The 26,147-nt window shown below is 44.7% G+C and carries 29 protein-coding genes; 19 read left to right on the top strand and 10 right to left on the bottom strand.

Annotated elements, in window-relative coordinates; genetic code table 11:
• Positions 1–201: 201 nt before the first annotated feature.
• On the bottom strand, positions 202–639 hold the full coding sequence (locus tag JGK16_RS09170) for a GFA family protein (RefSeq protein ID WP_293192501.1): 438 nt from the start codon (positions 637–639) through the stop codon (positions 202–204).
• Between the two features lie 179 nt (positions 640–818).
• Here JGK16_RS09170 and JGK16_RS09165 point away from each other — a divergent pair, with 179 nt between their 5' ends.
• Both JGK16_RS09165 and JGK16_RS09160 read left to right on the top strand, forming a co-directional pair.
• On the top strand, positions 819–953 hold the full coding sequence (locus tag JGK16_RS09165) for a hypothetical protein (RefSeq protein ID WP_293192499.1): 135 nt from the start codon (positions 819–821) through the stop codon (positions 951–953).
• A gap of 12 nt (positions 954–965) precedes the next feature.
• Positions 966–1,343 carry a helix-turn-helix domain-containing protein gene (locus JGK16_RS09160; protein WP_293202984.1) on the top strand — a complete coding sequence of 126 codons (378 nt, stop codon included), beginning with the start codon at positions 966–968 and terminating at the stop codon, positions 1,341–1,343.
• Positions 1,344–1,475: 132 nt separating this feature from the next.
• Here the strand turns inward: JGK16_RS09160 and JGK16_RS09155 are convergent, their stop codons facing one another.
• Both JGK16_RS09155 and JGK16_RS09150 read right to left on the bottom strand, forming a co-directional pair.
• Complete coding sequence (locus JGK16_RS09155; protein WP_293192497.1) at positions 1,476–2,147, bottom strand: VOC family protein; 672 nt, start codon at positions 2,145–2,147, stop codon at positions 1,476–1,478.
• Positions 2,148–2,563: 416 nt separating this feature from the next.
• Positions 2,564–3,445 (bottom strand): AraC family transcriptional regulator, encoded by an 882-nt coding sequence (locus tag JGK16_RS09150; protein ID WP_293192495.1) that lies wholly within the window; start codon positions 3,443–3,445, stop codon positions 2,564–2,566.
• A 421-nt stretch (positions 3,446–3,866) separates the two neighbouring features.
• On the opposite strand from JGK16_RS09150, the gene JGK16_RS09145 reads away from it, so the two are divergent.
• From JGK16_RS09145 to JGK16_RS09125, 5 genes are all read left to right on the top strand, one after another.
• Positions 3,867–4,085: a hypothetical protein gene (locus JGK16_RS09145; protein ID WP_293192493.1), complete on the top strand. Its 219-nt coding sequence runs from the start codon at positions 3,867–3,869 to the stop codon at positions 4,083–4,085.
• Positions 4,086–4,304: 219 nt separating this feature from the next.
• Positions 4,305–7,064, top strand: a complete 2,760-nt coding sequence (topA, locus tag JGK16_RS09140) for a type I DNA topoisomerase (RefSeq protein ID WP_293192490.1) — start codon at positions 4,305–4,307, stop codon at positions 7,062–7,064.
• Between the two features lie 155 nt (positions 7,065–7,219).
• Positions 7,220–7,549, top strand: coding sequence for a DUF6883 domain-containing protein (locus JGK16_RS09135; RefSeq protein ID WP_293187014.1), 330 nt, complete (start codon positions 7,220–7,222; stop codon positions 7,547–7,549).
• 1 nt (position 7,550) lies between these two features.
• Positions 7,551–7,799 (top strand): DUF4926 domain-containing protein, encoded by a 249-nt coding sequence (locus JGK16_RS09130; RefSeq protein WP_180274614.1) that lies wholly within the window; start codon positions 7,551–7,553, stop codon positions 7,797–7,799.
• A gap of 102 nt (positions 7,800–7,901) precedes the next feature.
• The gene (locus tag JGK16_RS09125; RefSeq protein ID WP_293192487.1) at positions 7,902–8,156 is read left to right on the top strand and encodes a hypothetical protein; all 255 of its coding nucleotides are present in this window, start codon (positions 7,902–7,904) and stop codon (positions 8,154–8,156) included.
• 28 nt (positions 8,157–8,184) lie between these two features.
• On the opposite strand, the gene JGK16_RS09120 is transcribed toward JGK16_RS09125, so the two are convergent.
• Both JGK16_RS09120 and JGK16_RS09115 read right to left on the bottom strand, forming a co-directional pair.
• Positions 8,185–8,823 (bottom strand): MvaI/BcnI family restriction endonuclease, encoded by a 639-nt coding sequence (locus tag JGK16_RS09120; RefSeq protein WP_293187016.1) that lies wholly within the window; start codon positions 8,821–8,823, stop codon positions 8,185–8,187.
• Positions 8,824–8,831: 8 nt separating this feature from the next.
• Positions 8,832–9,695, bottom strand: a complete 864-nt coding sequence (locus JGK16_RS09115) for a site-specific DNA-methyltransferase (RefSeq protein ID WP_293187017.1) — start codon at positions 9,693–9,695, stop codon at positions 8,832–8,834.
• A gap of 607 nt (positions 9,696–10,302) precedes the next feature.
• Here JGK16_RS09115 and JGK16_RS09110 point away from each other — a divergent pair.
• Positions 10,303–11,202, top strand: coding sequence for an Rpn family recombination-promoting nuclease/putative transposase (locus JGK16_RS09110; RefSeq protein ID WP_293192484.1), 900 nt, complete (start codon positions 10,303–10,305; stop codon positions 11,200–11,202).
• A 47-nt stretch (positions 11,203–11,249) separates the two neighbouring features.
• Here JGK16_RS09110 and JGK16_RS09105 read toward each other — a convergent pair whose 3' ends face one another.
• The 4 genes from JGK16_RS09105 to JGK16_RS09090 are packed head-to-tail and all read right to left on the bottom strand — an operon-like array spanning position 11,250 to position 12,845.
• Positions 11,250–11,588, bottom strand: coding sequence for a DUF433 domain-containing protein (locus JGK16_RS09105; protein WP_293192481.1), 339 nt, complete (start codon positions 11,586–11,588; stop codon positions 11,250–11,252).
• 42 nt (positions 11,589–11,630) lie between these two features.
• Positions 11,631–12,062 (bottom strand): HNH endonuclease signature motif containing protein, encoded by a 432-nt coding sequence (locus tag JGK16_RS09100; RefSeq protein WP_293187020.1) that lies wholly within the window; start codon positions 12,060–12,062, stop codon positions 11,631–11,633.
• Positions 12,063–12,067: 5 nt separating this feature from the next.
• On the bottom strand, positions 12,068–12,439 hold the full coding sequence (locus JGK16_RS09095; protein WP_293187021.1) for a hypothetical protein: 372 nt from the start codon (positions 12,437–12,439) through the stop codon (positions 12,068–12,070).
• Between the two features lie 46 nt (positions 12,440–12,485).
• Positions 12,486–12,845, bottom strand: a complete 360-nt coding sequence (locus JGK16_RS09090; protein ID WP_293187022.1) for a DUF433 domain-containing protein — start codon at positions 12,843–12,845, stop codon at positions 12,486–12,488.
• Positions 12,846–13,295: 450 nt separating this feature from the next.
• Here JGK16_RS09090 and JGK16_RS09085 point away from each other — a divergent pair, with 450 nt between their 5' ends.
• From JGK16_RS09085 to JGK16_RS09070, 4 genes are all read left to right on the top strand, one after another.
• Positions 13,296–15,773 carry a phosphoketolase gene (locus JGK16_RS09085; protein WP_293192479.1) on the top strand — a complete coding sequence of 826 codons (2,478 nt, stop codon included), beginning with the start codon at positions 13,296–13,298 and terminating at the stop codon, positions 15,771–15,773.
• A gap of 141 nt (positions 15,774–15,914) precedes the next feature.
• On the top strand, positions 15,915–16,919 hold the full coding sequence (locus JGK16_RS09080; protein ID WP_293192477.1) for an AAA family ATPase: 1,005 nt from the start codon (positions 15,915–15,917) through the stop codon (positions 16,917–16,919).
• Complete coding sequence (locus JGK16_RS09075; protein WP_293192475.1) at positions 16,912–17,601, top strand: DUF3226 domain-containing protein; 690 nt, start codon at positions 16,912–16,914, stop codon at positions 17,599–17,601. The genes JGK16_RS09080 and JGK16_RS09075 overlap by 8 nt, the downstream gene beginning before the upstream one ends.
• A gap of 105 nt (positions 17,602–17,706) precedes the next feature.
• The gene (locus JGK16_RS09070) at positions 17,707–18,345 is read left to right on the top strand and encodes a histidine phosphatase family protein (protein ID WP_293185257.1); all 639 of its coding nucleotides are present in this window, start codon (positions 17,707–17,709) and stop codon (positions 18,343–18,345) included.
• Between the two features lie 27 nt (positions 18,346–18,372).
• Here the strand turns inward: JGK16_RS09070 and psaK are convergent, their stop codons facing one another.
• Positions 18,373–18,633 carry a photosystem I reaction center subunit PsaK gene (psaK, locus tag JGK16_RS09065; protein WP_293185258.1) on the bottom strand — a complete coding sequence of 87 codons (261 nt, stop codon included), beginning with the start codon at positions 18,631–18,633 and terminating at the stop codon, positions 18,373–18,375.
• Between the two features lie 349 nt (positions 18,634–18,982).
• Here psaK and JGK16_RS09060 point away from each other — a divergent pair, with 349 nt between their 5' ends.
• The 7 genes from JGK16_RS09060 to JGK16_RS09030 all read left to right on the top strand — a co-directional run bounded on the left by JGK16_RS09060 (position 18,983) and on the right by JGK16_RS09030 (position 26,104).
• Positions 18,983–20,197, top strand: coding sequence for an acetate kinase (locus tag JGK16_RS09060; RefSeq protein ID WP_293192473.1), 1,215 nt, complete (start codon positions 18,983–18,985; stop codon positions 20,195–20,197).
• A gap of 264 nt (positions 20,198–20,461) precedes the next feature.
• Complete coding sequence (locus JGK16_RS09055) at positions 20,462–20,788, top strand: nucleotidyltransferase domain-containing protein (RefSeq protein WP_293185260.1); 327 nt, start codon at positions 20,462–20,464, stop codon at positions 20,786–20,788.
• Entirely contained in the window at positions 20,785–20,907 is a 123-nt protein-coding gene (locus JGK16_RS09050) for a hypothetical protein (RefSeq protein ID WP_293185262.1), read from the top strand. The genes JGK16_RS09055 and JGK16_RS09050 overlap by 4 nt, the downstream gene beginning before the upstream one ends.
• A 91-nt stretch (positions 20,908–20,998) precedes the next feature.
• Positions 20,999–23,962: a CHAT domain-containing protein gene (locus JGK16_RS09045; protein ID WP_293185263.1), complete on the top strand. Its 2,964-nt coding sequence runs from the start codon at positions 20,999–21,001 to the stop codon at positions 23,960–23,962.
• Positions 23,963–24,190: 228 nt separating this feature from the next.
• Positions 24,191–24,523 (top strand): hypothetical protein, encoded by a 333-nt coding sequence (locus JGK16_RS09040; protein ID WP_293185264.1) that lies wholly within the window; start codon positions 24,191–24,193, stop codon positions 24,521–24,523.
• 1 nt (position 24,524) lies between these two features.
• A complete protein-coding gene (locus JGK16_RS09035) occupies positions 24,525–25,925 on the top strand; it encodes a hypothetical protein (RefSeq protein WP_293192471.1) in 1,401 nt (466 codons plus the stop codon).
• Positions 25,901–26,104 carry a hypothetical protein gene (locus JGK16_RS09030; protein WP_293192469.1) on the top strand — a complete coding sequence of 68 codons (204 nt, stop codon included), beginning with the start codon at positions 25,901–25,903 and terminating at the stop codon, positions 26,102–26,104. The genes JGK16_RS09035 and JGK16_RS09030 overlap by 25 nt, the downstream gene beginning before the upstream one ends.
• The last annotated feature ends 43 nt before the right edge of the window (positions 26,105–26,147 follow it).

Below are 26,147 nucleotides of genomic sequence, written 5' to 3'. Positions count from 1 at the left end.
CTTTAGACTTTCGATGATCTCAAACAAAAATGGCTTGTAGTGTGGACTTTACTCCGCTCCTTTTTGCGGACTAAAGTCCACACTACGAACGAATCTTATTGCGGTCTTTAGATTTTCGATGATATCAAACCTAAAATGTACGGGCTATCGATGACATTGGTCGATCGATCGCGCGTTACCATATCGGACTCCAGCCTGTTGTTAAGTTGCATTCTTAACTCGTTCGTAAACTTCCCGAATTCCTCCTGGCGGGACGGTTTCATATTGCAATGCGTCATCATTGATGCAAAACCAACTTGCTTTTGACCTAGTATAAAAATGCGCTACAGGTTGCTGTTCAACTGGTGTGTCCATAACGCTTGCCGGGACAGCAATATGATTTAGCTCGTGACTGACTATTGGCATATTAGAGCCACATTTGCTACAAAATACTCTTCTCAAATATGATGAAGAATTGAAATAACTGAGGAATTCTTCGCCTTGCAACCATTTAAACGTTTTTGATTCTGCATGAAGAATTGGTGCGAATGCTGAACCATGTAATTTTTGGCAGATTTGGCAATGGCAGAATGTGAGAAAGTACGGCCCCTCGAACTCAAAGGCGATCGCACCGCATTGACATGAACCTTTGTTGTACATTTGTCAACCCTCTTTTGAAACTTAACAATAAAAACAATTGCAAACTCTGATTTTTGGTATTGACGCGATCGACTCTCAACACACTTCTACGAGCATTTAACCGGATAAGATTTACGACCAAAGTCTAGGGTAATGGCTGAGTTTAGCTGGGTGGCGAGACTAGGGCTGCCCGGTCTGACATGAATCCAGATCGCCTGGAATTGCTGCCGGAATTTCGGATGCGCGATCGACAAATTGAGTCACTCGGCATTATGCTACTTTCGGAACTACAGCAGCAAAATTTAAGCCCAAATCTCTACATCAAGTCAGTGTAAAATATTATAGCAGTGCATTTGCTCAGACAATACTTTACTACCAAACCTCGCCTGACAATTTACGAGGGCGGTTTACCTCAGCGTCAATTGTTGCAAGTCTTGGAATACATAAACGAACATCTAAGTCAAGACATTAAGCTCGCTGATTTGGCTGCGTTCCTGGGGATGAGTCAGTTTCATTTTAGCCATATGTTTAAAGTGGCGATGGGAATAGCTCCCTATCAGTATCTGCTTCAACAACGGATCGAACGGGCGAAGGAGTTGTTACAGCAAAAAGAGCGATCGATCGCGGAAATTGCCTTAGAATGTGGGTTCAACAGCCACAGCCATTTGAGCAAACAGTTTCGGCAGTTGACGGGGATGACTCCTACAGCTTATAGAGATCGTTAAACAAGATTGCATAAATATTTGATTAATAAATGAACCGCAGATTAAAGGCAGATAAACACAAATAAATGTAGATAATTTCTAGATTAGTTGGGAATGAATGGAAGATGTCCACTGTTAGCTTGCAACTTGACATTACCAACTGATAATCAGCGGCAATCCCGGTCGAAAATCTACTTGTTTCCCATGCACTTCTCCATCAAAGCCTAGCTCTAGAAAATACTCGGTTCCTTTCCTTAACTTGACCTGATTTGTATCAATTACTGCTTGCAGTTCTGGTGACGGATTATTCGCAGCAGGACTTACTAATTCTACACGAGTAATTTCGCGGAAACCAACACCGTGACTCAGGGGCTGTAATTTCTCAGTAGAGGATGAATCTGGACGTTTTCCCCAGGGAGTTTGAAACAGCATCGGCTCAGTTAAATTATCACTATTTGTGGCTACCGCGATGCTGATTGTTTCAGGTAAATAGGGCGGACGATATGCCCAACTAGAAAATGCTACTGTGTCCTCAGAACCTGTGGTTGAACGCAAACAGATGCCGAAGGGACAGGCGCCATTATTGCGATTTGTCGATCGCTCCCACAGACGAGTCCGATAAATAGGCTCAGATTGCGCCTCCTCTGGATCGCGCACCCACAACAGTTCCAACATCGCGTTATGGAAAAAGAAACAGCGATTTGTGGTACCTTGTCCAACGTGAATGCGAGACGAACCCTCGACTAAACCGAGGGATGAAAGGCGATCGGCGATCGGGGCACCAATATCAGTTAAGATGAAGATATGGTCGAATTCAAATGCCATAATTTTTTAGCTATAAAACGATGAAATTAGAAGATATCATCTGTAGGGAAACGGCATTGCCGTGTCCGGCGGGGAGTTATGCACATAACAGATAATTTCTCTATAATTAATGACTGTAGCAAAATTTTTTCAAATTGGCATTATCCCAAATCGGGGTTAGTTATCCCCTTTACTATCTGGCGTGGTGCGTCGCTACTTAAATCGTTGTCAATAGCTAGAATTGTCGATGGCGACGCACCCTACGAATAATATTGACATCAAGGGGATGTTTACCCAGATTTGGCATTAATTGCACTCAACTACAGTCCTGGATGCACCACCATCAAAGAAACCGGGTTTTTTAGTCAATCTGTGGACTACAGCGAAGGATTTTCGTAAAAAACCCGGTTTCTGACCACCAGTGCGTAAGTGCTGAACTACTCCAGAGGCAGAAACACGTCAGTAATCGCCTCAGATTCTGGTACATCTGGAAAAAGACTGACTCTCTCAAAATATAGGGGAAAATCTCGCAGATCTTCACCACTTTGTGGCAACCATTCGGAGTAAAGGTATCTTACTGCTTCACCAAGATTGTCGTTAGAACCAGTATAGCGCAGTAAGGCACAACGACCTCCAGGGATAATTTTTCCCATCACTCCGAATGAGTTATTTATAACATTACGATCCGTGGCTGCACAAATATCCAGGCGATAGTCTTCCGGCGCGGTTTCGGCTGGATTGTCGTAGACAATGTTAAAAGTTTTGCTCACCTTGGGAGGCAGATTATTTTGCTGGCGCCACTCGATGAATCTACGGACAGAATTGCCGATTAGCTGCGGATCTCCCCGATGTTCGAGGGCTGCAACTTTTGTTTCTGGGAAGATGACGATTTTGACTTGTTCAGCGGATGTATCGGATTTCATGTGTTGGTTCCTCAGTTCGCTTAATTGTTGGTAAGTGGCGTGCCAATTTTCCCATTGCGGCTGCTTTCTGAATTCAGAAGGAGTTTGTGCTATGCTCTTTTTGAATGCACGAGCAAAGGCTTCAGGGCTTTCGTAGCCACTCGTGAGGGCGATATCGACGATCGGGCGATCGCGAAATGCGAGCTGATAAGAGGCGCGCTTCAAGCGATTTAACTGGACGTATTTGTATACGCCGATTCCTAAAAACTCAGAAAATTGTCGGTGAAAATGATATTTTGAGAACGCAGCAACAATACTGAGTTTATCTACACTGAGATTTTCTTCTAGATTGGCATCAATGTACTCAAGTAATTTCAAAAATCTACAGCGATAGGCGTCAAAAGCTTTTACATTCACAAAATATCCTCCTTGGCTATCTCAAGGTTATCTCTCGATCCTGACTCAAGCCTGACAGAAATTGCTGAATTTGCGGTGCAGATGAAATTCGATCCGCAGTAAACAAAAATACTTAAGCAGGGGTTTGTACCGATTGATATGGCTGGATCAAAATTTCAGCCGGCACCCCGAGTTCTTGATGCAACTTCCGAATTATGTCCAATGTTAGGAACGAAAATTTAATAACTTACACTCTTGAAAGTGGGATGGGCCAGAAGAGCCCCTTCTTTCTGGACGGGCGGGACGCCCATCCCACAAGAATAATAAAAATTGTCAGTTATATCTGCGTTAATCTGTGTCTATCTGCCTGACATCTGCGGTTGTTCTATCAATCAAAGATTTACGTCATTTTGCCTAGTGTTTATAATAACGCGATCGCAAAATGGTATCAAGAATTAGTCCACAATATCTGATGTTAGCTGGTGAGTGCGATCGACTATTCGACCAATTCTCGATCGCATTTCAAGTCTTGTTTGCGGGGAAACCATCAAATCTTGCCCAATCTCAAATCTCAAATCTCAAATCTACAACAGAGGAACCATCCGCCCGCATCCAGCAGTCTCAGCATCCAGTTACCGCCAATTCTGCTAGAGTCAGGTGAGAGACATTCCGTGCATCTTGCAGAGACAAGGGTTCCTGGTCTTTGCCCCAAAAGCAGTAAAATCCCATCAGCTTGTGACCTGCAACCCGATCGGCAGTAACTTAAACATTAAGGTAATTTGAAATCATCCCCTAAAGTTCCCCTAAGCCTTGACATCCGACCTACACTCTGTAAATTAGACACTCTAACTGCGCCGCCATCCATATATAAAAAGATGCCATGTCAACTTTAGTTATCGTCGAATCTCCCACCAAAGCCCGTACCATTCGTAACTTCCTGCCCTCTACGTACCGGGTAGAGGCATCTATGGGCCACGTCCGAGACCTCCCATCCTCCGCCGAAGAAATACCAGAAGCCGTTAAAGGTGAAAAATGGGCGCAACTCGGCGTCAACGTGGAGGCAGATTTTGAACCGCTTTACGTCATCCCCAAAGATAAAAAGAAAATTGTTAAAGAACTCAAAGATGCGCTAAAAGACGCCACAGAACTGATTCTAGCCACTGACGAAGACCGGGAAGGCGAAAGCATTTCCTGGCATTTGCTGCAAATCCTCAAACCCAAAGTTCCCATCAAGCGGATGGTGTTTCACGAAATCACCCGCGAAGCTATCCGCGACGCCCTAACTCACTGCCGCGATATCGACAATCGAGTGGTACAGGCCCAGGAAACTCGCCGAATTCTCGATCGACTCGTCGGATACACCCTCTCTCCGCTACTGTGGAAGAAAATCGCCTGGGGTTTGTCCGCAGGGCGAGTCCAGTCAGTCGCAGTACGGCTGTTGGTACGCCGGGAACGGGAACGCCGCGCTTTCCGCCAAGGTAGCTACTGGGATTTGAAAGCAACTTTGGAAAAAAGCAAAATTTCCTTTGATGCCAAACTCGTGACAGTCGGGAATGTAAAAGTTGCCAACGGTAGCGATTTCGATGAAAATACCGGACAGATTACCGCAGGCCGCCGCGTACTTTTGCTGAACGAAGACCAGGCGCGGGCTTTACTCGCACGCATTCAAAACAAACCCTGGACTGTCGGTAATATCGAAGAACGGCCAGTCACCCGCAAACCGTCGCCGCCGTTTACGACCTCGACTTTACAGCAGGAGGCTAACCGGAAGTTGAGACTGGGTGCGCGGGAAACTATGCGAATTGCCCAAAGTTTGTACGAACGCGGTTTTATCACCTATATGCGGACGGATTCGGTGCATTTATCCGAACAGGCGATTACTGCCGCCCGCAGTTGCGTGCAAGAACTTTACGGTAGCGAATACCTCAGCCCCCAACCGCGCAAATACACGACGAAAAGCAAAGGCGCCCAGGAAGCCCACGAAGCTATTCGCCCCGCCGGCAGCACTTTTCGGACTCCGCAGCAAACGGGATTGGATGGGATTGATTTCCGCCTCTACGATTTGATTTGGAAGCGGACAGTGGCTTCTCAAATGGCAGATTCGCGCCAAACTCACGTCACGGTATTAACTCAGGTGGAAGATGCCGGTTTCCGTTCTAGCGGGAAACGCATTGATTTTCCGGGCTTTTTGCGCGCTTATGTGGAAGGTTCCGATGACCCGAATGCGGCGCTGGAAGACCAGGAGGTGATTTTGCCGGCGCTGAAGGTGGGGGATAAGCCTAATTGCAAGGATGTAGAGGCTGTGGGACACGAAACTCAACCTCCCGCCCGCTACACGGAGGCTTCTCTGGTGAAGATGTTGGAAAGTGAGGGTGTGGGCCGTCCGAGTACCTATGCGAGTATTATCGGTACAATTGTCGATCGAGGATACGCGAAATTAATAGCTAACGCGCTAATTCCGACCTTCACCGCTTTCGCCGTCACGACTTTATTAGAAACACATTTCCCCGACTTAGTAGACACGGGTTTTACTTCCCGCATGGAACAAACCCTCGATGAAATTGCCACCGGCGAGGCGAAATGGCTGCCGTATTTGCAAAAGTTTTATACAGGGGAAACGGGACTCGCAACCCAAGTTAAGGAACAGGAAAGTCAGATTGACGCGAAAGTTGCTCGAACTGTGGTATTGGAGAATATCACGGCAAAAGTTTGCATCGGTAAATACGGCGCTTACCTCGAATCTGAAAACGAAGAAGGCCAGGTGAAAGCATCGATTCCCCAGGATTTGACTCCGGCAGATTTAGACCCGGAAAAAGTGGAGTTTCTGTTAAAGCAAAAGACGGAAGGGCCAGAAAAATTAGGTCTGCACCCGGACACTGGGGAACCGATTTATGTGCTGATTGGCAATTACGGCCCCTATGTTCAGTTGGGGGATGTTTCGGAAACGAACAAGAAACCGAAGCGTTCTTCTTTACCGAAGGGGACGGATAAGGATAGTGTGACGGTTGATATGGCGGTGAGTTTGTTGACTCTACCTCGGTTGTTGGGCACTCACCCGGATACGGGGGCGAAGGTGCAGGCTAATTTGGGGATGTACGGCCCTTATGTGGTACACGACCAGGGTAAGGTTGGTAAGGATTATCGATCGATCAAGGTTCCTGATGATGTTTTGACTATAACGCTCGATCGGGCTTTAGAGTTATTATCGCAACCGAAAGCCGTGCGCGGCAGCAAATCAACGACACCATTGAAGGAATTGGGCGCGCATCCAGAATCGGGAGAGCTCATCAATGTTTACGACGGCCGCTACGGCCCCTACGTCAAACATGGGGATATCAATGCTTCTTTGGCTAAGGATGAATCTTTGGAGAATTTCACCTTACAAAAAGCATTGGATTTGTTAGCAGCGAAGGAAGCTGCGGGCGGCGGAAAATCTAGCAAGTCGAAGAAGTCAACTAAGACTACTGCGGCGAAGTCGGAAACTGCGGCGAAGAAAACGACTACTGCGAAGAAAACCACTGCGGCGAAATCGGAAACTGCGGCGAAGAAAACTACTGCGGCAAAGTCGGAAACCGCTGCGAAGAAAACCACTGCTAAGAAGGCGACGACTGCTACGGCGAGTAAGAAGAAAACAGAGTGAAATTAGTAAGGAGACGTTGAAATTAGTAAGGACACAGCAGTGCTGTGTCCCTACAAAACTCACGGATTTCTTTTGGATGATGCGTTATCGAAGAAATAGAAACTTTTTGGCTGCTGTATTGCACGAGCAAAATAAAAGGATGGAGAGATTTCAGGGTGAAGATTCCAAAAGATGCGGTCATCCCAGACGATAAGATAACTGGTTATCTGCTGGTACACAAAGCCAGAAATGATAAGTCAAAATTCTTGGCACGGGCTGGATTTACCTCAGAAAACCCAGAAGCGCTGAAAGCAGCCATCCAGTCAGTTGTGGGAGTAGGTGAGGCGATTGAAGAGAGGAATAACGAGTATGGAATCTTTTATCGAGTTGTAGGAGAACTCGTTGGTACAAATGGTATAAACCTATCTGTCGTTACAATTTGGCTGCAACGACGGATTGATGGAAAATTTCAGTTTGTGACGCTACAACCTTTTAAGGAGAATTAAGATGATTCTAAAGCTATATCAGGAAGTTGCTTTAACTCGTGACTTACCAGAATATCAACTCAGAGCAGGAGATATTGCCACATTGGTTGATTTTGTTCCTCATCCTAGTGGTGGTGAAGAAGGCTGTCTGTTGGAAGTATTTAATGCTGTTGGTGAGTCTCTTACAGTTATAGCCGTCCCTATCTCTACTGTAGAAGTTCTCCGCCCTGATGAAATCTTAACTGTTCGTTCTTTGGCAACAGCAGGTTAATATTGATTCACATCCAGGTTGTAGAAACCGTGGCATCGGAACATTTTGTTTTAATGATATGATCAAGACTATCCATGTAGTAATTCGAGTAATTGAATCACCATGATATCTGAACTTATGGTACAACCTTCTTACTGGATAGATAGCGAGATTTCGATGCAGAAAGTCAGAAATCTTTACTTATTCAAATTTACGGAAAACCTGCAAGCCAGATTGGAAGAATTAGCCGAGAGAAAAAAGGCTAATCTTTTAACTTCAGAAGAGGTTGTAGAATTAGCAAGTTTACTCGAACTCGATCGAATTTTTACCTTAATTAACGCTAAAGTTATAGCAGCCTCATGTCATTTAGACACTTAATTAATTAGCAGTGCCAATCAAAAATAGGTTAAGGCTTGACAGGCAGTGGAACAGAATACCCCTCTCCTAATATATGTGCGACAAACTTAGTTCGAGCGTAGAAAGCACGAGAGGTGCTGCCATGCCCTTGCCCCTTAGTTCTTGGCTGCACAAGTTTGCCCATTTTTCCACTAAGACTTGAAAACCCTTGAGTTATAATTGTTTCCCGAACAAGGTTGTAGTCTGCTTTCACTTGCTCGTAAATTGTAGGATTATCAAGATCGAAGGAAGCTACTGAATGCACAAAAGAACAATTATCTGCTTGGCTCTCAAATACCCGTGCAACAACAACCATTTTCTGTAGTTTGTTGAAGAGATGGCTTTCCTCAAATTCTTTGTTTTCCACCTCTACTGGATCTATCATCGTGATTGCCATCGTTTCTTTGACTCTGAGTTCTCCTGTTCGTTTACGTATTAGTGGAACTAGCTTTAGCTCCCAACTACCAAAATTAGGCGATCGAGATGAGTTAAGGGCTAATCCCAAGTAGCGTTCAATTGTATGCCCAGCCCAACCCTTGTTTTTCTTATCTTCTTTACTCCAAACCGTTATACGGTATTGATCTGCTAGTTGTCGAAGATCTTGACCTACCAATGTAGTGAGTCTTGTAATTGCCTCTACTCTCTCCATAGATAACCTTACTTAAATGCCACTGGTAACTCTACTTGACTGGGATTAATTAAACCGAAGTTATCCCCGGTCGGGGTACTTCCGGTTAAGCGTTTAATCGAGAGTTCAACATGACCCGCATCTGCTTCACAACCAATAAATTTTCGCCCTAATGATAAAGCTGCAACTCCAGTTGTGGAAGAACCGGAAAAAGGATCAAAAACTAGATCGTCTGGGTTTGTGCTTGCTCGAAGGCAACGCGCAACAAGTTCAATAGGTTTTTGTGTCGGATGCTTACCATAGAGTTTTTCATGTTTGCCAGGAGTAGACATTCGCCAAACATTCTTCATCTGTTTGTCGCCATTCTCAGCCTTCATTTCCTCATAATTGAATGTGTAACGTTCTTTTCCTTTACGTGCTTTTGTTGCCCATAGTATTAGTTCTGTTGAATGAGTGAAACAGCGGCACCCCAGATTTGGAGGTGGAGCAGGTTTTTCCCAAATAATGTCATTGAGAATACGAAAGCCAAGCTGCTGCATAGCAAATCCGACTGATGGATACACATGGAGAGTACCCGTTACCCAGATGGTACCAGTTGGTTTAAGAAGCCGATAACAAGCAGCCAACCATGCTTTGTTAAATTCATGGTCTAGTTCAACACCTTGACTGCGATCCCATTCCCCCTTGTTTACCTTGACCATACGACCAGCAACGCAGGTAATACCATCATTGGAAAGGTTGTAAGGCGGATCCGTCCAGATGCAGTCTACGCTTTCAGCAGGCAGCAAAGCCATGAGTTCCAAAGTATCGCCATGATAAAGGTGAGACAGTCCATCATGCGATCGCCAAACTAGCTCTGGCTTTACCTGTTCAAGTTGTACTTGTGAAGTCATAAGGCTTGTTTACTGCTTGGTTGATAGTCCAAAAGCACAATCTAGATTTTAGATTGGATTTGAAAGTTTATCACAAATTTCGATCGCCCAAGATCGATCGCACAAACCCACCCTATCCCTACCTCGCGTTGGTTTAAAATCTCCTCAGCCACCAAAAAGACGATATGCGCGATCGACCAAACGAAAAAACTGCGGTAATCCAGAAATAGAAAGCATACTATACCGTAAATTGCCCACACTGGAAAATATTCATCGTTTTCTGGGTAAAAATTGACCCATATCTAAACCATGAACTATATTAAAGACATGGATGCAGCAGACATGATCTAATCATGACATCCCGTTACCCACGAGGGTCGAGGAATTCCGGTAAAGACGTTCTGAATACCAAGATTTATATTTTGGCGAAGGCTCATTAACGAGCCTTTGTTATTTTAGGGCTTCGGTTTTTATAGATCGAACTTTTAATAAAATTTGAATTAAGGGCGATCCTCTTCGAGGGCTTCGCTAACGCATATTTCGAGATTTCGATAGAGGGCGATCGCATATTTTTGGCAAACCATTATGCAGTAGTATTAATTTGTCTCTCTTTATTTGCAAATCTTTCATGCGGCGGGATTCCATATTCTACAAACTGTTCGGACAAGCGCCCACTTTGCTGTTCGATCTACTAGCGACAACTCCAGCAAATGCTGCCAATTATCGCTTTGACTCGGTTGCAGTCAAAGAACCTAAATTTGAAATTGACGGCGTATTTTTGCCCCCAGAATCTGAGGAACCGGGCATTGTCTATTTTTGTGAAGTTCAGTTTCAGAAAGACGAACAGCTTTACGAACGATTGTTTGGCGAATCGTTTTTATACTTTTACCGCAATCGCAGTCGTTATAGCGATTGGCAAGCTGTGGTAATTTATCCATCACGCAGTGCCGAACAAAGCGATGTTTATCCCTATCGAGCTTTGCTCAACAGCAATCAAGTGCATCGGGTGTGCTTGGATGAGTTGGGGGATATTCGCGCTTTGCCTTTAGGGATTGCGCTGATGGTGTTGACGACTGTCGGGGAGACTCAAGCACCAGCAGAAGCAAGATATTTGCTGAGCCGAGTGCAGCAAGAAGTTCCACCAGCAGCAGGTCGTGACATAATAGACCTATTAGCTACTATTTTGTCGTACAAATTTACATCGTTGAGTCGAGCTGAGGTGGAGTCGATGTTGGGAATTACATTACAGGAAACGAGATTCTATCAAGAAGCTAAGGCGGAAGGACGGCAGGAAGGACGGCAGGAAGGACGGCAGGAAGGACGGCAGGAAGGACGGCAGGCAGAAGCCTGTGCCCTGATTGTCCGACAATTAACCCGTCGGTTACGGCAAGAACTTTCTGAGGAAATGCGATCGCGCCTTGCCAATCTGCCCTTGCTAGTGCTCGAAGATTTGAGTGAGGCGCTGTTGGATTTTGCTACTATGGCGGATTTGCAGGCTTGGCTGGAGGTGCAGCAGTCGGAAAGATAAGAATTTAGCGAGTTATGAGGGCTTCAATAGCTGATGCACTTTACTCGCTAAATTTCGTCAGCATCATCTTGCTGTCGAATTGCTGACTCAATTTCATCTAGATAAGCTTCAGTATAAGCCCAAACATTTACTAAATCAGCAGCACTGAGATGGGGATAGCAATCTAGGATAAAAGCATCGGTAGCGCCGTCATTGCGATAGCTGGCGAGCAACCAAACGGGAATGCGAGTGTTGTTGTCAATACAAGCATCACCGCCGATCGCACCGGGAGTTTTTGCGATCGGGCGGCCGCTGTTTTTGAGACTCTGGGTTAAGATGCTGATGGCCTCAGCTTTGTCGATCGGCGTTAAGGCCAAAAGTTGTGCTTCTAATTCTGGGATTGTCATAGAATCTATTTGATTTATGAATGGCTCTGGACTTGAATTTTGTTATGAAATACTTGATTCTGTTGGCGGATGCCATCCAGCACTAACCCACTGACTCCTGACAGTAACAGCAATATTATTGTTGAGTTGTAGTGCTGTTACTGTTGCGCGACCGCAGTCTGTAAGTCCAATAATTTCTGTAGAGTCTTCACTCCAAGCAAAATATTGTGACCATTGTTGAGTGCGCGGATTAAACAACTTAACGCGCGTTTGCGTGACCGCATCTAATGCGTCAGTTTGGGTTCCTTTGTAATTATTGCACAGACTACAAGCCAGCCAGAGATTTTCTTCCTCGTCAGTACCGCCCGTCGCTTTAGGAATAATATGGTCAATTTCCAATATTCCCAGGACATACATTTGTAAACTGCGACAATAACCGCATCGATTTTGAGCTTGTGTGCGAACTCTGGCTCTAACTTGTTCAGAAATTGCCATTTTGATTATCCTTTTAATGGTTCGAGCAACCCGCGCCGCACAGCTTCATTTAAGGATTGAGCTTGTCGTAATAGTCTAGCTTCATAGATGTGGATTAATGCTTGCAATTCTTGATGTTCTACAGAGGTAATCGTACCGGACTGTTGGCGATCTAGCAATTCATTCAATCGTTGTTCTTGGACTGGTTGCAGCCGGAGTTGAGTCAGACTGATTACTTCAGAATCAGACAATTCTGATACTGGTTTAGTGGTTGGTAAAAGGAAAATTTCCAGAGTTTCTACTATAATCTCACTCACGCTGCGGTGGCGTTGCTGCGCTAGTAATTCTGCTTGGTGATAGACTTCATCTGGCAAATTCAGGGTGATTTGGGCGGTCATAGGTCGAATGGCTATGAAACGAATATTTATATTATGCCATATTTTACTATTTGATATTTTCCGGTGTATCTAAAATTGCGTCTGCCTCGTCATTTTCGCGGATAGCTATTTCAATTTCATCTGGAACAACTGCCGCATAAGCCCAGGCATTTGCTAAATCAGTAGCCGTTAGTGTGGGATAGTTATCTAAGAGTCGAGACTCGTTCATACCCAAACGACGAAAGCTCTCCAGCACCCAAACAGGAATGCGAGTCTGTCTGATACAAGCATCACCGCCACAGACACCGGGGGTTTTGCTAATTCCTTGCCAGGTGTTAGCTAAGTTTTGGGTTAATAATTGGATGATTTGAGCTTTCTCGGTTGGCGTTAAGGCCAAAAGTTGTGCTTCTAATTCTTTGATTGTCATAGAATCTATGGTGAAAAGTTTTTTCTTAACAGGTAGCATTAAGGCCCCCTTCAGATTCAATGTCGAACTTTTTCATTATAGCTCCACAATTAAAAATCTGCATATCTAATATAAATTATTCTCACCTCTACCTAGAGAAGTATCTTTTTCATTGCTGGCTTTCACCCCTCACAACCTCCAGCTTTTCTGCCGCGATAATAGCTGACTTGTTACTCAAAAATTAACGTTGATTTAAAGTTTGATTTAGATAAAACTGGTATACAATTCAATTGTTTGCTTGTGAAATATGGAGTAAACATAAATTACGCACTCCGACAAAGAAACCGGGTTTTTCCCCGAATCTGCGGGTTGCAATCAAGTATTTTTGTAAAAAACCCGGTTTCTCGGCCTCGATCGCACTTCAAAACAAAGTTAACCAAAAAACAAACAAAACTCAGGATTGAAAAACTTATGATGCTAGCAACGACCGAAATCCCCCAATTAAAGCCGCTTTCCGACTCAGAACTAGGCAAAATTAACGCTTACTGGCGATCGGCAAATTACCTTTCCGTCGGACAAATCTATCTCCTCGACAATCCCCTACTCAAAGAACCCCTCAAACTCGAACACGTCAAACCCAGACTCCTTGGACATTGGGGCACCACTCCAGGCCTCAACTTCATCTACGTTCACCTCAACCGAGTCATCAAAGCCCAAGACTTAAACGCCATATACATCGCAGGCCCAGGACACGGCGGGCCGGGCTTGGTGGCTAACACCTATCTCGAAGGAACTTATACCGAATATTACTCGAACATTTCCCAAGATGAAGAGGGAATTCAACGGCTGTTCAAACAGTTTTCGTTTCCCGGCGGTATCCCCAGCCACGTCGCGCCGGAAACTCCGGGTTCGATTCACGAAGGCGGCGAACTTGGCTACGCCCTTGTCCACGCTTACGGGGCGGCCTTCGATAACCCCGATTTAATCGTGGCGGCGGTTGTCGGCGATGGGGAAGCAGAAACCGGCCCGCTGGCTGCTAGCTGGCATTCTAACAAGTTTCTCAACCCGGTTCGGGATGGGGCTGTGTTGCCGATTTTGCACTTGAATGGCTACAAAATTGCGAATCCTACCGTGTTGGCCCGCATTCCCCGCGAGGAATTAGAGAGTTTGATGGTCGGTTATGGCTACAAACCTTATTGGGTCGAAGGTTCAGACCCGGAAACGATGCACCAGTTGATGGCTGCAACGATGGATACGGCGATCGGCGAAATTAAGTCGATTCAGGAGGAAGCGCGCACGAAGGGCTATTCCGATCGCCCTCAGTGGCCGATGATTGTACTTAAAAGTCCCAAGGGTTGGACTGGGCCGAAGGAGGTTGACGGTAAGCAAACTGAGGGATCGTGGCGATCGCACCAAGTTCCATTAGCAGAAATGGCTTCTAAGCCTGGCCACGTCCAACTCCTGGAAGATTGGATGAAAAGCTACAAGCCCGAAGAACTGTTTGACGATAAGGGTAAACTGATTGCGGAATTGGCGGAACTTGCACCGAAGGGCGATCGACGGATGGGGGCAAATCCGCACGCTAATGGCGGTCTGCTGCTGCGAGACTTGAAAATGCCAGAATTTGCAGACTACGCCGTAGACGTGCAAAAACCGGGGACTGTGATGGCAGAAGCAACCCGCGTTTCCGGCCGCTTTCTGCGGGATGTGATGAAACTCAATCAGGAAAACCAAAATTTCCGCATTGTCGGGCCGGATGAAACTGCTTCAAACCGCCTCGATCCGGTGTTTGAAGCGACTGGCCGCGCGTGGACTGGTAGTATTTTACCGGAGGATGACGAGCACCTGTCTGCCGACGGCCGCGTGATGGAAGTCCTCAGCGAACATCTCTGTCAGGGTTGGCTGGAAGGCTATTTGCTAACAGGAAGACACGGATTTTTCTCCTGTTACGAAGCGTTTATTCACATCATTGACTCGATGTTCAACCAACACGCTAAATGGTTGAAAACTACTCGCGAGATTCCTTGGCGGAGACCGATCGCATCTCTCAACTACCTGCTAACTTCTCACGTTTGGCGGCAAGACCACAACGGTTTTTCGCACCAAGATCCGGGTTTTATCGACCACGTAATTAACAAGAAATCGGAGGTGGTGCGGATTTATTTGCCGCCCGATGCGAACACTTTGCTGTCAGTAACTGACCACTGTCTCCGTAGTCGCAATTATGTCAACGTGATTATTGCTGGGAAGCAGCCAGCTTTGCAATATTTGGACATGGATGCTGCGATTAAACACTGTACGGCGGGCCTCGGGATTTGGGAGTGGGCTAGCAATGATAAAGGTGGCGAACCGGATGTGGTAATGGCTTGTGCGGGTGATGTTCCAACCCTGGAAACTTTGGCGGCTGTTGACATTCTGCGCCGAGATTATCCTGAGTTAAAAGTGCGGGTGGTGAATGTGGTGGATTTGATGACGCTTCAGCCTTCGACAGAACATCCTCACGGTTTGTCTGACAAGGATTTTGATGCTTTGTTTACGAAGGATAAGCCTGTAATTTTTGCTTTTCACGGCTATCCTTGGCTGATTCACCGATTGACTTATCGCCGCAAAAATCACCCGAATATTCATGTTCGCGGTTACAAGGAAGAGGGAACAACTACCACGCCGTTTGATATGGTGGTGATGAACGATCTCGATCGCTTCCATTTAGTTGGTGATGTAATTGACCGCGTTCCGAAACTGAGTTATGCTGCGGCTTATGGGAAACAGGCGCTGCGGGACAAGCTGATCGAACACAGGCAATATATCACTAAACACGGCGACGATATGCCGGAAATCCGCGATTGGAAGTGGCCGCATGGTGGTGCTGTTGCGTCTGAAATGCCGAAGGAAACTAAGGATCCGACGGTGACGGGAGATCAGGGTGTGCGATCGGGTGCACCGGGTTAGGCGCGGCTTCTCTTTATCTGCGTGAATCCGCGTTAATCTATTGTCATCTGCGGTTGCAAAATTCTCTTTTTTTAACCGCAGATACAGGCAGATGAACACAGATTAACGCAGATGAGTTAGATTAATTCAAAAGGATAAGTAATGCTGAAAGAAATAGAAATCCAAAATTTTAGGTGTTTTGAGCAAATCAAAATTTCTGGGTTTGAAAGAGTCAATTTAATCGGCGGCAAAAACAATGCTGGCAAAACAGCTTTGCTAGAAGCATTTTTTCTCAATATTGCTCCACACGCTAGCAGTCTAGCAATCCTAAAAGAGTTAAGAAGAGAGTCATCAAAAGCTGTACAAGCTATGCCAGATAGAGCCTGGGATAACTTATTTTACGCACTAAAAAAAGATACATCTATAGTAATTATTGGAAAAGACTACAACAACACGGATCGAGTAGAAATTAAATTAGAAATTAATTCAGTTAAATCTAGTATAGTTATTGAGTTTATGAGGAACGAAAATCGATCTGCCTTGTCATCAAAAAAGGTTCCTGCGACACATTTAATGAGTTATGATACTTCTACTACTGGCAAAGTACCAATCATTCCATCGTTTACCAGGATTTCAGGGAGAGAACTCACAGTAGCATACGATAACGCGCGTTTGAATGAAAAAGATAGCGAAGTTTTAAAAGCTTTTCAAATTATCGACCCTGCAATCGAATCAGTAGAGAGTTTTTATATTGGGGAACCAACGCTATACTTGAGAAGAAAAGGCGAAAAGCGTTTGCCTCTATCATTGTTTGGAGATGCCATGAACCGAGTTGCAGACATTATTCTTAAACTGGTAAACAGCGAACATAAAATATTGCTCATTGATGAAATAGAGAATGGCATACACTATACAAACCAGCGAGAGTTTTGGAGAATGTTGTTTCGATTAGCGGTTGAACTGGATACCCAGATTTTTGCGACAACTCACAGTTTAGAGATGCTTCAAGCATTTGCTGATGTTGGCTTGGAACCTAATCAAGAATGCAGCAGCGCCTATTTTGAACTAGCAAGGAAACTCAAAACAAATCAAATAATCGGAAGTCGGCTCGATTTGGAAACTTTGAATTACGCACTAGAGCATAAAGAAGGAGTGAGAGGTGAGTAATATTGTCATAGTAGAAAGTAAAAATGATAAAATTTTCATGCAGGCAATGGTTGAAAAACTAAACTGCGATATCCAGGTAGAAAAGCCTATTTATATAGATGATTATCAAAGTTTGGAAGGCTTGAGCGAAACAGAGTTAATCAAAGCTTTAAAAAATTTAATCAGAAAGATTGACCGAAAAGATATCGAAAAGATTGGAATTATTATCGATATTGATAATGATTCAGAGCAAGAACGGCTAAAATTCGTAGATAGATGTATACAACAAGTGTTTGAAGCTGAAAGCTTGTCAAGCACTAAACAATTTATCGATATTTGTACAACAGATCATGGAACAAATGCAAAATTGGCTTGCTATTTTACAAATGTTGGAGGTAAAGGTGAACTGGAAACGCTTTTAAAGGCAATAAAAGCTAAAGATTCGACCTATGCTGATTGTTTGGATAGCTGGAAAACTTGCCTAGAAAACCAGGGAAAGAAAATCAACCAGAAAGAGTTTGATAAATTCTGGGTTAGCAACTATATTAGATTTGATACTTGCTCAAATAAGGAACAGAAACAAGCTGGAAGGAAATGCAGTATGTCTGAGTTTGATTATGTTATGGAACACAAAAAAGATATTTGGGATTGGGATAATTCTGCTCTTGATGATTTGAAAGATTTTTTTAGGCTTTTTTGTTAAAATGAGAAAACAAATGAAATCGGCGGTTGAAATAATCGGCGGTTGAAACCGCTACTACACGAACGAAGTCCGCCTACGCGGACTGAAGAACAAACCTAGGAATTTATGAGCTTAAAAATCTACTTTCTGCGCCACGGTGAAACAGTTTACAGCAAAAGTGGCGGTTTCTGCGGCGACCTCGATCCAGAATTGACAGCCGAAGGTTCTATGATGGCCGAACAATTTGGCGCAACTTACGCAAAATTGCCTTGGGATGCTGTTTATGTCAGCCCGATGAAGCGCACGATCGCAACTGCAACACCTTTGTGCGATGCTGTGGGGATTGAAATGCAGCTTCGCGACGGACTTAAGGAAATTAAGTACGGCAAGTGGGAAGGCGAAACGGTTGAATATGTTCGCGAAAAATATGCTGAAGATTACATGAATTGGTTGACGGAACCGGCTTGGAATGCACCGACTGAGGGGGAAACTTCTGTGCAGATTTCTAGTAGAGCTTCCTTAGTTATTGCAGAAATTCAGGAAAAATACAAGAGCGGAAATGTTTTGGTGGTTTCCCACAAGGCGACTATTCGGATTATTCTGTGCGGTTTGTTGGGGATTGATTTGGGAAGTTATCGCAATCGCATTGCTGCTTTAGCCGCTTCTATTAGTATAGTTAAGTTTGATGTGCGCGGGCCGATGCTGGAGGTTTTGGGCGATCGATCGCACTTGGATGAAAACCTCCGCAATTTACCCGGTACTTAGAAAAGGTGTGCAGTCCCCACCTAGATTCTAAATCGCGCCAATGTAAGACAATCCTAAAATCGTACCTGCGCCCAAAATATGACCAAAGCAGGTGGTTCCCAAGACTGCACCCAAACCAAAACCGCCGAACATATTCGCTGAAGGCATTGCCCCACCTGTGCTCTGATGCTGGATTGTTAATTTGCCGAAAGCAATGGCTAGAATATTGCAGACAATCATAATCAGCCCAATGGTGGGGCTCCATTCTACGGTACGAGGGGCAACGGTTAATAAAATTGTTGTCAACATGGCGATCGGCTCCTTAAACTTTAATCAATGAAAATCTGATGACGAAGATATATCAAATAACCGTAACGCTTGACTACAGATTGCATTAATACTTAACATTTTGATAAATTCCTTAATAAAGTCGTCATTAGTGAATAGCTAACAATCAATACGGGTAGCCAGAAACCGCGTTTTTGAGCAAAATACACAGGTTCCAACCAGCAGAAAAGGTAAAAACGCGGTTTCTGAAGTTGAAGTGAGTAAGTCCTAAATTACCAATTCCCAATTACCAATTACCAATTACCTGTTTGCCCAATGCCCAATGCCCAATGCCCAATGCCCAATGCCCAATGCCCAATGCCCAATTACCATGAAAATCTTAGTTTTAAATGCAGGTTCTAGCAGTCAAAAAAGCTGCTTTTACGAACTAAATGACACGCTTCCCGATCGCCCGCCACAACCTCTATGGGAAGCAAAAATAGACTGGACTCACCGCGAAGGTGCGGGGGAGTTGCAAGTCAGAACTGCTGCTGGCCATAGATTTGAGGAAGAAATTGCCTCGGATTCTCGCGCTGGGGCGATCGCTCGAATGCTAGAGACTCTGTGGCAGGGTGAAACTCAAGTTATTAACAGTTTAAGCGAGATTGATATTGTCGGTCATCGCGTGGTTCACGGCGGGGAAAACTATCAGCAAAGTACGCTGATTTCGCCGGAAGTCAAACAGGAAATTGCCCGTTTATCTGAGTTTGCTCCCGTCCACAATCCGATTAACTTGGAAGGTATCGAAGCCGTTGAAAAAATCCTCAAAAATGTGCCGCAAGTCGCAGTTTTTGATACAGCTTTTCACTCACAGTTACCGCCCGCAGCTTTTGTGTATCCGGGCCCCTACGAATGGCTGGAAGAGGGGATTCGCCGCTACGGTTTCCACGGCATTAGCCATCAATATTGCGCTCGCAGGGCTGCCGAAATTCTGAACCGCGATTCTGCCGATTTGCGGCTGATTAGCTGTCATTTGGGCAACGGATGCTCTCTGGCGGCGGTTCGCGACGGCCTGAGTGTTGACACTACGATGGGTTTTACTCCTTTGGATGGTTTGATGATGGGGAGTCGATCGGGTGCGATCGATCCTGGTATCATAATTCATCTGTTAAGGCGATCGCACTTTACTGCTGAGGAACTCGATAATATTCTGAATCGAAATTCTGGTTTGAAGGGGATTTCTGGGGTTTCTAGCGATATGCGGCTGGTTGCGGAGGCGATCGCAAATGGCAATTCTCGGGCTCAACTTGCATTGGATATTTACATCCACCGTTTGCGCGCCGGAATTGGGGCGATGTTGGCGAGTTTGGGAGGGTTGGATGCTTTGATTTTTACGGCTGGTGTTGGGGAAAATTCGGCTGCTGTCAGGGCTGCTGTGTGCGAGGTTTTTGGGTTTATTGGGTTAAGGTTGGATGGGGAGAAGAATTTGAATTCGCCAATTGATGATGATGTTGCGGCGGTTGATTCTGCGGTGCGGGTTTTGGTGATTCATACTCAGGAAGATTGGGAGATTGCGCGGGAATGCTGGGATATTTCTCGTAGATAATTCGGGATTTTTTCGGCGGTTGAGACGGCGGTTTTTTCGGCGGTTGAAACCGCGTCTACACATACGAAACCCGCCTCCGCGGGTTGAAGAGTGCGGGGTTTTTTCGGCGGTTGAGACGGCGGTTGAAACCGCGTCTACACATACGAAACCCGCCTCCGCGGGTTGAAGAGTGCGGAGTTTTGTGCCGAGTTTTGTGCATTTAGACTAGACTATGTACGTAGATTGACAAGCCCCATCGCCCTTCCAGCATCCACGACAACGAATATGAACGTCAACAATAAGCTCCAGACTATTTTAACTCAGTTGCGATCGCACTTCGAGCAACTCTACGGCGATCGGCTCACCCAAATGGTACTCTACGGTTCCCAAGCGCGGGGCGACGCAGATCCCGACTCAGATATTGATGTTTTGGTAGTTCTCAAAGGACAAGTCAATCCCGGCGAAGAAATCAAAAGAATTAGCCATATTCGGGCTGACTTGTCTCTCCAAAATGATGAAGTGATTAGCTGTTTGTTTATGGATGAAAATCGGTTTTTGCACTACAACGGGCCTTTGTTGAGGAACATTCGTAAAGAGGGAATAGTTTTATGAAACCCGAACAATTTGTCGAATTAGCTCAAAATCTGATTCGATCCCTACTGAATTGCCCCAGAGAATTCGGCGATTGCGATCGCATCTATACAAACGAAGTTCCCGCAACGCGAGACTGAGAAATTATGCGGATATTATAAGTCGGACTCAGTATTGTGCTACATCCGGCTAAATAATAATACCCTCGCCGCGCAATCCCCGCCACCAGATATGGACGAACAACGAATCCAAGCTTATCTCAATTTGATTCAATCGCTAGTGAATTGCCCCAGCGGGGAAAGAAACCAAATTTTGCAGGCAAACCCCGAGTTAGTTGATGCGGGGTTGGTGCAGGTAACGCAATGGCTGGCAGAAATTAAACGCGAGGAAGGCAATGAGAATGAAGCAGATTTTTTAATGAATTGGGCAAGCTATCTCATATTAAAATTGCCCTCTTTTAATGATCAGTTAGAATTTTTGAAGCAAGTATTGCAGGTAACGGCAGAAAGTACGGCAAAAAGTACGGCAGAAAGTGGCGACTATCGTAATGTAATCTATCCCCTGCTGCGGGATAATCTCAACTTAATTAATGATAATTTTGCTGTAGTTTTCCGAAATTGGGCGAAGCAAACTTTGCAAAACTTAGATAGGAAACAAGACTGCATTTTTATAATATTACTTGTTGTCCAGTTTAGTAATGCAATCTGGCAATTTTCCTTAAACAGAGAGAGTAATTTGGAAATTGCCATTGCAGGTTATGAAGTTGCCCTGACTGTTTTTAACCGTCAAGAATATACAGAGGATTGGGCAATGACTCAATATAATTTGGCGGTTGCCTATTTTGACAGAATTAGAGGGGAAAAAGTCGATAATCTTGAAAGGGCGATCGAGTTTTCTCAAGCAGCTTTAGAAGTTAGCACCCGTGAGGCATTTCCCAGCGAATGGGCAGGTATTCAAAATATTTTGTCGAATGTCTACAGCAACAGAATCAGAGGCGAAAAAGCTGAGAATCTCGAACTGGCGATCGCCACTTCAGAAGCAGCTTTGTCCGTTTATACCCGCGAGGCATTTCTGTTTGAATGGGCAATGAGTAAAAATAATTTGGGGCTTGCCTACTGTAGTAGAATCAGAGGCGAAAAAGCTGAGAATCTCGAAATGGCGATCGCCGCTTCACAAGCAGCTTTGTCCGTTTACACCCGCGAGGCATTTCCGTTTGAATGGGCAACCAGTAAAAATAATTTGGGGCTTGCCTACAGCAAAAGAATCAGAGGCGAAAAAGCTGAGAATCTCGAACTGGCTATCGCTGCTTTTGACGAATTATTAGAAGTTTATACCTCTGAGGAATTTCCATTTGATTGGGCAAGGACTCAAAATAATTTGGGGGCTGCCTACAGCGACAGAATCCGAGGCCAAAAAGCCGATAATCTCGAACTCACGATCGCCGCTTATCAAGCATCATTATCAGTTTATACCCGTGAGGCATTTCCCTTTGAATGGGCCCGGAGTCAAAATAATTTGGGGCTTGCCTACCGCAACAGAATTCGAGGTGAAAAAGCCGATAATCTCGAAATCGCAATCGTTGCTTCTCAAGCATCATTATCAGTTTACACCCGCGAGGCATTTCCTATAGATAATATTGTAAGCCTATCTAATCTCGGACTTGCTTACTGGGATAATTCCCAACTACCAGAAGCTTACAATACCTTTAAATCCGCCATTAATACAGTAGAATTAATGCGGAGTGAAATTATTATCGGTGGCGAAGCAGACAGACAGAAATTAGCCGAAGAATGGGATATGCTTTATCATAATATGGTAGCAGTTTGCCTGGAAATGGAAAACAACACTGTCGCCCTAGAATACCTCGAACGCAGCAAAACCAGAAACCTAGTAGAATTGTTTCACAAGGCCCGCAGCCTCCCGGAAAATGTGCAGCAGATTAGTTTTCAGGAAATTCGCAGTCTGTTAGGTGAAGATGAGGCAATTTTGGAATGGTACATCACCTCTAACGGTTTTAAAGTTTTCATTATTACCCGCGACTCCACCCAACCTGATGTCTGGCAATCTTCCGATACAGACTCAGAAGCATTAGTGGAGTTTATGAATGAATATATCGGTGACTATATCAATCAACCTGAAAACTGGAGAAATCAGCTAAAAACCCGCCTGGAAAAATTAGCTAAAATCTTGCATTTCGATGAAATAATCTCTCGCCTCCCAGAAAAATGCCAAAAATTAATATTAGTTCCCTTCCGATATTTGCACTTGTTACCGCTTCACGCATTAACCAGCCGAAGACTAAGACAAAATATAGAAGAAACTGGATGTCTCCTCGATCTTTTCCCTGGCGGCGTGAGATATACTCCCAGTTGTCAGCTATTACAATTATCTCAGCGGGTAAATCCGACTGGGGAAGAGTCATCACCCACAAGATTGTTTGCCATTCAAAACCCGACAGAAGATTTAGACTTCACCGACATCGAAGTTGAAGCAATTGCCAAATCCTTTAATCCAGCGGAAGTTTTGATTCGGGAAAAGGCAAGTAAGACAGGATTGCAGCAACAGCTTGAAGCGTTGCAAAATGCCGAGATCGCCCACTTTTCCTGTCACGGCTTTTTCGACTTTAACAATCCTCGGAAATCAGCTTTAATCTTAGCTGGTGCGAAAAATGCCACCGATAACGTGGACTCCGAGAACAAAAGTTATATTCGTTCCCCTCAAGACAAATTGTGGGATATTGAAAAATGTCTGACGCTGGAAGAAATCTTTGATTTGCCCCTGAGTAAGTGCAGTTTAGTGACGCTTTCCGCCTGCGAAACTGGGTTAACGGATATTAGAGATAGCACAGATGAGTATATCGGATTGCCTAGCGGTTTTTTGTACGCCGGAACCACGAATGTGATTAGCACTTTGTGGGCTGTCAATGATGTATCTACGGCGATTTTGATGATTAAGTTTTATGAGATTTTCTTGTCTAAAACTCGCCCGCCTGTGGCTGTTGCTTTGCGGGAGTCTCAGTTGTGGCTGCGGAGTTTGACTGTTAAAAGTTTGCTAGAATGGGTGGAAGCGTCGCAGTTGCTGAGTCGCGAACACAAACAGAAAATTCAAGGCAAATACAGGCGCGGTTACAAACAGGATTATCAACCTTATGAGTCTCCCGTATACTGGGCGGCTTTCTGTGCAGTTGGGCAATAATATAAACTGTCTTTTCATGGGGTGGGGGCGGGTTTATTAGTTGGTTGGTTTTGAGTCATAAATTTCTGCGAACCCGCCCCTACAAAATTGTTGAAATTGGGAATTTAATCTTGTATGAAACAGATATAATTGCTGTAGGGGCGGGTTCGCGACTATCTGTGAAACCACACCGTAAATCCCAAAAACCCGCCCCGGCTAACTACAATACAATCAAAGGAGAAATTGGCAATGACAGATGAAGAATTTATTTCTGGTTTCCTAGCAGTCTTTGAAACTAAACCCGAAGTATTTGAACAAGTCGGGGCGGTTGAGGATTTAGCAAATCTCAGCAATACAATATCCCAGATGGCTGATAAATCGAACAACGAAGTAGCTGATGCCATTGGCGATTGGTGTGCAAACTATCCTAAAATAACAGATGAAATCAATAAATTTGAGAGAAAACCAGAACCGCAACCCACCAAAAAAGAAGAGCAAGAACCAAGGCTATTAAACCGCTATCCAGAGTTACCCGAAAACCTCAAAAAACGCCTTCCCAATTCACAGCCCCCGCGCCAATAATATGAGCGACAAAATTTCTGCCCCCAATGTTTATCTATACGCTTTCCAACTGCACGATGACAGTCAGGGCCGCCATAATCCTCTCTGGAAACACTGCGACAACATCCTCGCCAACTTCACCGATAAAAAGCTGACACCAAATCTAGTTTTTCCGCCAAATTCTCACAGCTACCGCGAGGATTTACTGCCAAATGTCGCACTAAAATTCAACAGCAATCAACCCATAGAAGGTTTTGCCCAACCGCTACAAATTCAAGACAGCTATGCTTTATGCTTAAATATAGGTTGCCCGGAAGACGGCACCGCTAATAATTTAGGTGTCGATTTCATCCAGAAATTCAACCCCAATCGAGTCTTACTTATCAACGGCGACGACAACTTTTTAGGTCAAACTCTCCTAATTACCACCGGGCTTCCCGAAAACTCTTCAGATAATTTAGATTCCCTCAAACCCCTCGCCGATGAATGTCGCAATGCTTTATTCCAAGGCGACTCGCCACCTGTATTTTATCGTTCAGGTAAATTATTTGGTAGTCCGATTTTTGAATACGGTTCAATTGCCGATATAGCAAATTACCGCCATTTGCTTGTCTGGCTGCTGGCTGACAAACAAACCGACAAGGATTTTAACACTTGCCAAGAAGAAATATTTGACCTACTATTTTACCGCAACAAAATCATCAAAGTTTTTCAAGACAGCCGCCTGATTTACCGCGAACTCGATCGCGAATACCGCATTATTGAGAAAAATGTGGAGATATTGCAGGCTCAATTTTCCAGAGGAACCGTCTTAACTGCCGCCCAATTGCAGGAATTTCAGGAACAGCTAAAGCAACTCTTCAGTAAAGCTGTAACTTATACTTGTCTGCTGCGGAAACTCGAAGATTATGACAATACAATCGTCCTAAATCTTAACAATTACATTGACATTTTGCAAACAATTTGTGATATAATAGGAATCGATAAGGAAGAACTATCTATATTAAATCACTTCAGTAGAAAAAGTGCTCTTTATATGCGATCGCAAATAGCCGGAGACTTAGGATATTTCCGCCACGGCACCAACTTAATCGACCAGGCGATCGCCTCAATACGCGGCATAGTAGAAATAGAACAAGCTAGGAGCGATCGCACCAATCAACTCGCACTCCGCAACAGCGAGGACAAAGAGAAAGATCGGGACGATCGCCTAGAGAGCACAGTACAGGCGATCGGCGTAGGTTTAGCAGCCGGAGGCATCGCCGCATCCAGCGGTACAGACAAACTCTTCGAGACAGTGCAAAACCATCACATCCCAGTTGTAATGCACCTGCATCCCTTTGCATTCTCCTTTTTGTTGAGTTGCGCGATCGCCCTTTTCGCAGCCGGCATCACCTGGTGGCGCACCAAACCGAAAAAATAGGTCAAAAGGGCGATCGACCTTTCCCAAAAAATCATCGATCTCAAATCCGCTTAGATCCGAATGATAGCGCAGTGCGATCGACAATAAGCGCGATCGACAACAAGCGCGATCGCCCCACCCAACACTCCCACCTCTTGCTGGCGAACATACCTACCAGCCAAAATTTCAATAACTATTAAGAAATATCACATTTTTCGCCAGTTTTTGCAAAGGTGACTTATA

This window comes from Microcoleus sp. PH2017_09_SFU_O_A (genome assembly GCF_020738625.1).
In the GTDB taxonomy this organism is placed as follows: domain Bacteria; phylum Cyanobacteriota; class Cyanobacteriia; order Cyanobacteriales; family Microcoleaceae; genus Microcoleus.
Note: the sequence above shows the minus strand (reverse complement) of the source record. Positions and strands in the feature narration are given on the sequence as shown.

Bases quoted from the DNA above. Each gene is read 5' to 3' on its own strand.
- JGK16_RS09035 (WP_293192471.1), top strand. From the start codon at position 24,525: ATGAGCGACAAAATTTCTGCCCCCAATGTTTATCTATACGCTTTCCAA.
- JGK16_RS09170 (WP_293192501.1), bottom strand. From the start codon at position 639: ATGTACAACAAAGGTTCATGTCAATGCGGTGCGATCGCCTTTGAGTTC.
- JGK16_RS09145 (WP_293192493.1), top strand. From the start codon at position 3,867: ATGGTATCAAGAATTAGTCCACAATATCTGATGTTAGCTGGTGAGTGC.
- JGK16_RS09085 (WP_293192479.1), top strand. From the start codon at position 13,296: ATGATGCTAGCAACGACCGAAATCCCCCAATTAAAGCCGCTTTCCGAC.
- JGK16_RS09130 (WP_180274614.1), top strand. From the start codon at position 7,551: ATGATTCTAAAGCTATATCAGGAAGTTGCTTTAACTCGTGACTTACCA.
- JGK16_RS09125 (WP_293192487.1), top strand. From the start codon at position 7,902: ATGATATCTGAACTTATGGTACAACCTTCTTACTGGATAGATAGCGAG.
- JGK16_RS09115 (WP_293187017.1), bottom strand. From the start codon at position 9,695: ATGACTTCACAAGTACAACTTGAACAGGTAAAGCCAGAGCTAGTTTGG.
- JGK16_RS09155 (WP_293192497.1), bottom strand. From the start codon at position 2,147: ATGGCATTTGAATTCGACCATATCTTCATCTTAACTGATATTGGTGCC.
- JGK16_RS09060 (WP_293192473.1), top strand. From the start codon at position 18,983: ATGAAAATCTTAGTTTTAAATGCAGGTTCTAGCAGTCAAAAAAGCTGC.
- JGK16_RS09105 (WP_293192481.1), bottom strand. From the start codon at position 11,588: ATGACAATCCCAGAATTAGAAGCACAACTTTTGGCCTTAACGCCGATC.
- psaK (WP_293185258.1), bottom strand. From the start codon at position 18,633: ATGTTGACAACAATTTTATTAACCGTTGCCCCTCGTACCGTAGAATGG.
- JGK16_RS09090 (WP_293187022.1), bottom strand. From the start codon at position 12,845: ATGACAATCAAAGAATTAGAAGCACAACTTTTGGCCTTAACGCCAACC.
- JGK16_RS09080 (WP_293192477.1), top strand. From the start codon at position 15,915: ATGCTGAAAGAAATAGAAATCCAAAATTTTAGGTGTTTTGAGCAAATC.
- JGK16_RS09120 (WP_293187016.1), bottom strand. From the start codon at position 8,823: ATGGAGAGAGTAGAGGCAATTACAAGACTCACTACATTGGTAGGTCAA.
- JGK16_RS09165 (WP_293192499.1), top strand. From the start codon at position 819: ATGAATCCAGATCGCCTGGAATTGCTGCCGGAATTTCGGATGCGCGAT.
- JGK16_RS09045 (WP_293185263.1), top strand. From the start codon at position 20,999: ATGGACGAACAACGAATCCAAGCTTATCTCAATTTGATTCAATCGCTA.
- JGK16_RS09070 (WP_293185257.1), top strand. From the start codon at position 17,707: ATGAGCTTAAAAATCTACTTTCTGCGCCACGGTGAAACAGTTTACAGC.
- JGK16_RS09100 (WP_293187020.1), bottom strand. From the start codon at position 12,062: ATGGCAATTTCTGAACAAGTTAGAGCCAGAGTTCGCACACAAGCTCAA.
- JGK16_RS09095 (WP_293187021.1), bottom strand. From the start codon at position 12,439: ATGACCGCCCAAATCACCCTGAATTTGCCAGATGAAGTCTATCACCAA.
- JGK16_RS09050 (WP_293185262.1), top strand. From the start codon at position 20,785: ATGAAACCCGAACAATTTGTCGAATTAGCTCAAAATCTGATTCGATCC.
- JGK16_RS09040 (WP_293185264.1), top strand. From the start codon at position 24,191: ATGACAGATGAAGAATTTATTTCTGGTTTCCTAGCAGTCTTTGAAACT.
- JGK16_RS09055 (WP_293185260.1), top strand. From the start codon at position 20,462: ATGAACGTCAACAATAAGCTCCAGACTATTTTAACTCAGTTGCGATCG.
- topA (WP_293192490.1), top strand. From the start codon at position 4,305: ATGTCAACTTTAGTTATCGTCGAATCTCCCACCAAAGCCCGTACCATT.
- JGK16_RS09110 (WP_293192484.1), top strand. From the start codon at position 10,303: ATGCGGCGGGATTCCATATTCTACAAACTGTTCGGACAAGCGCCCACT.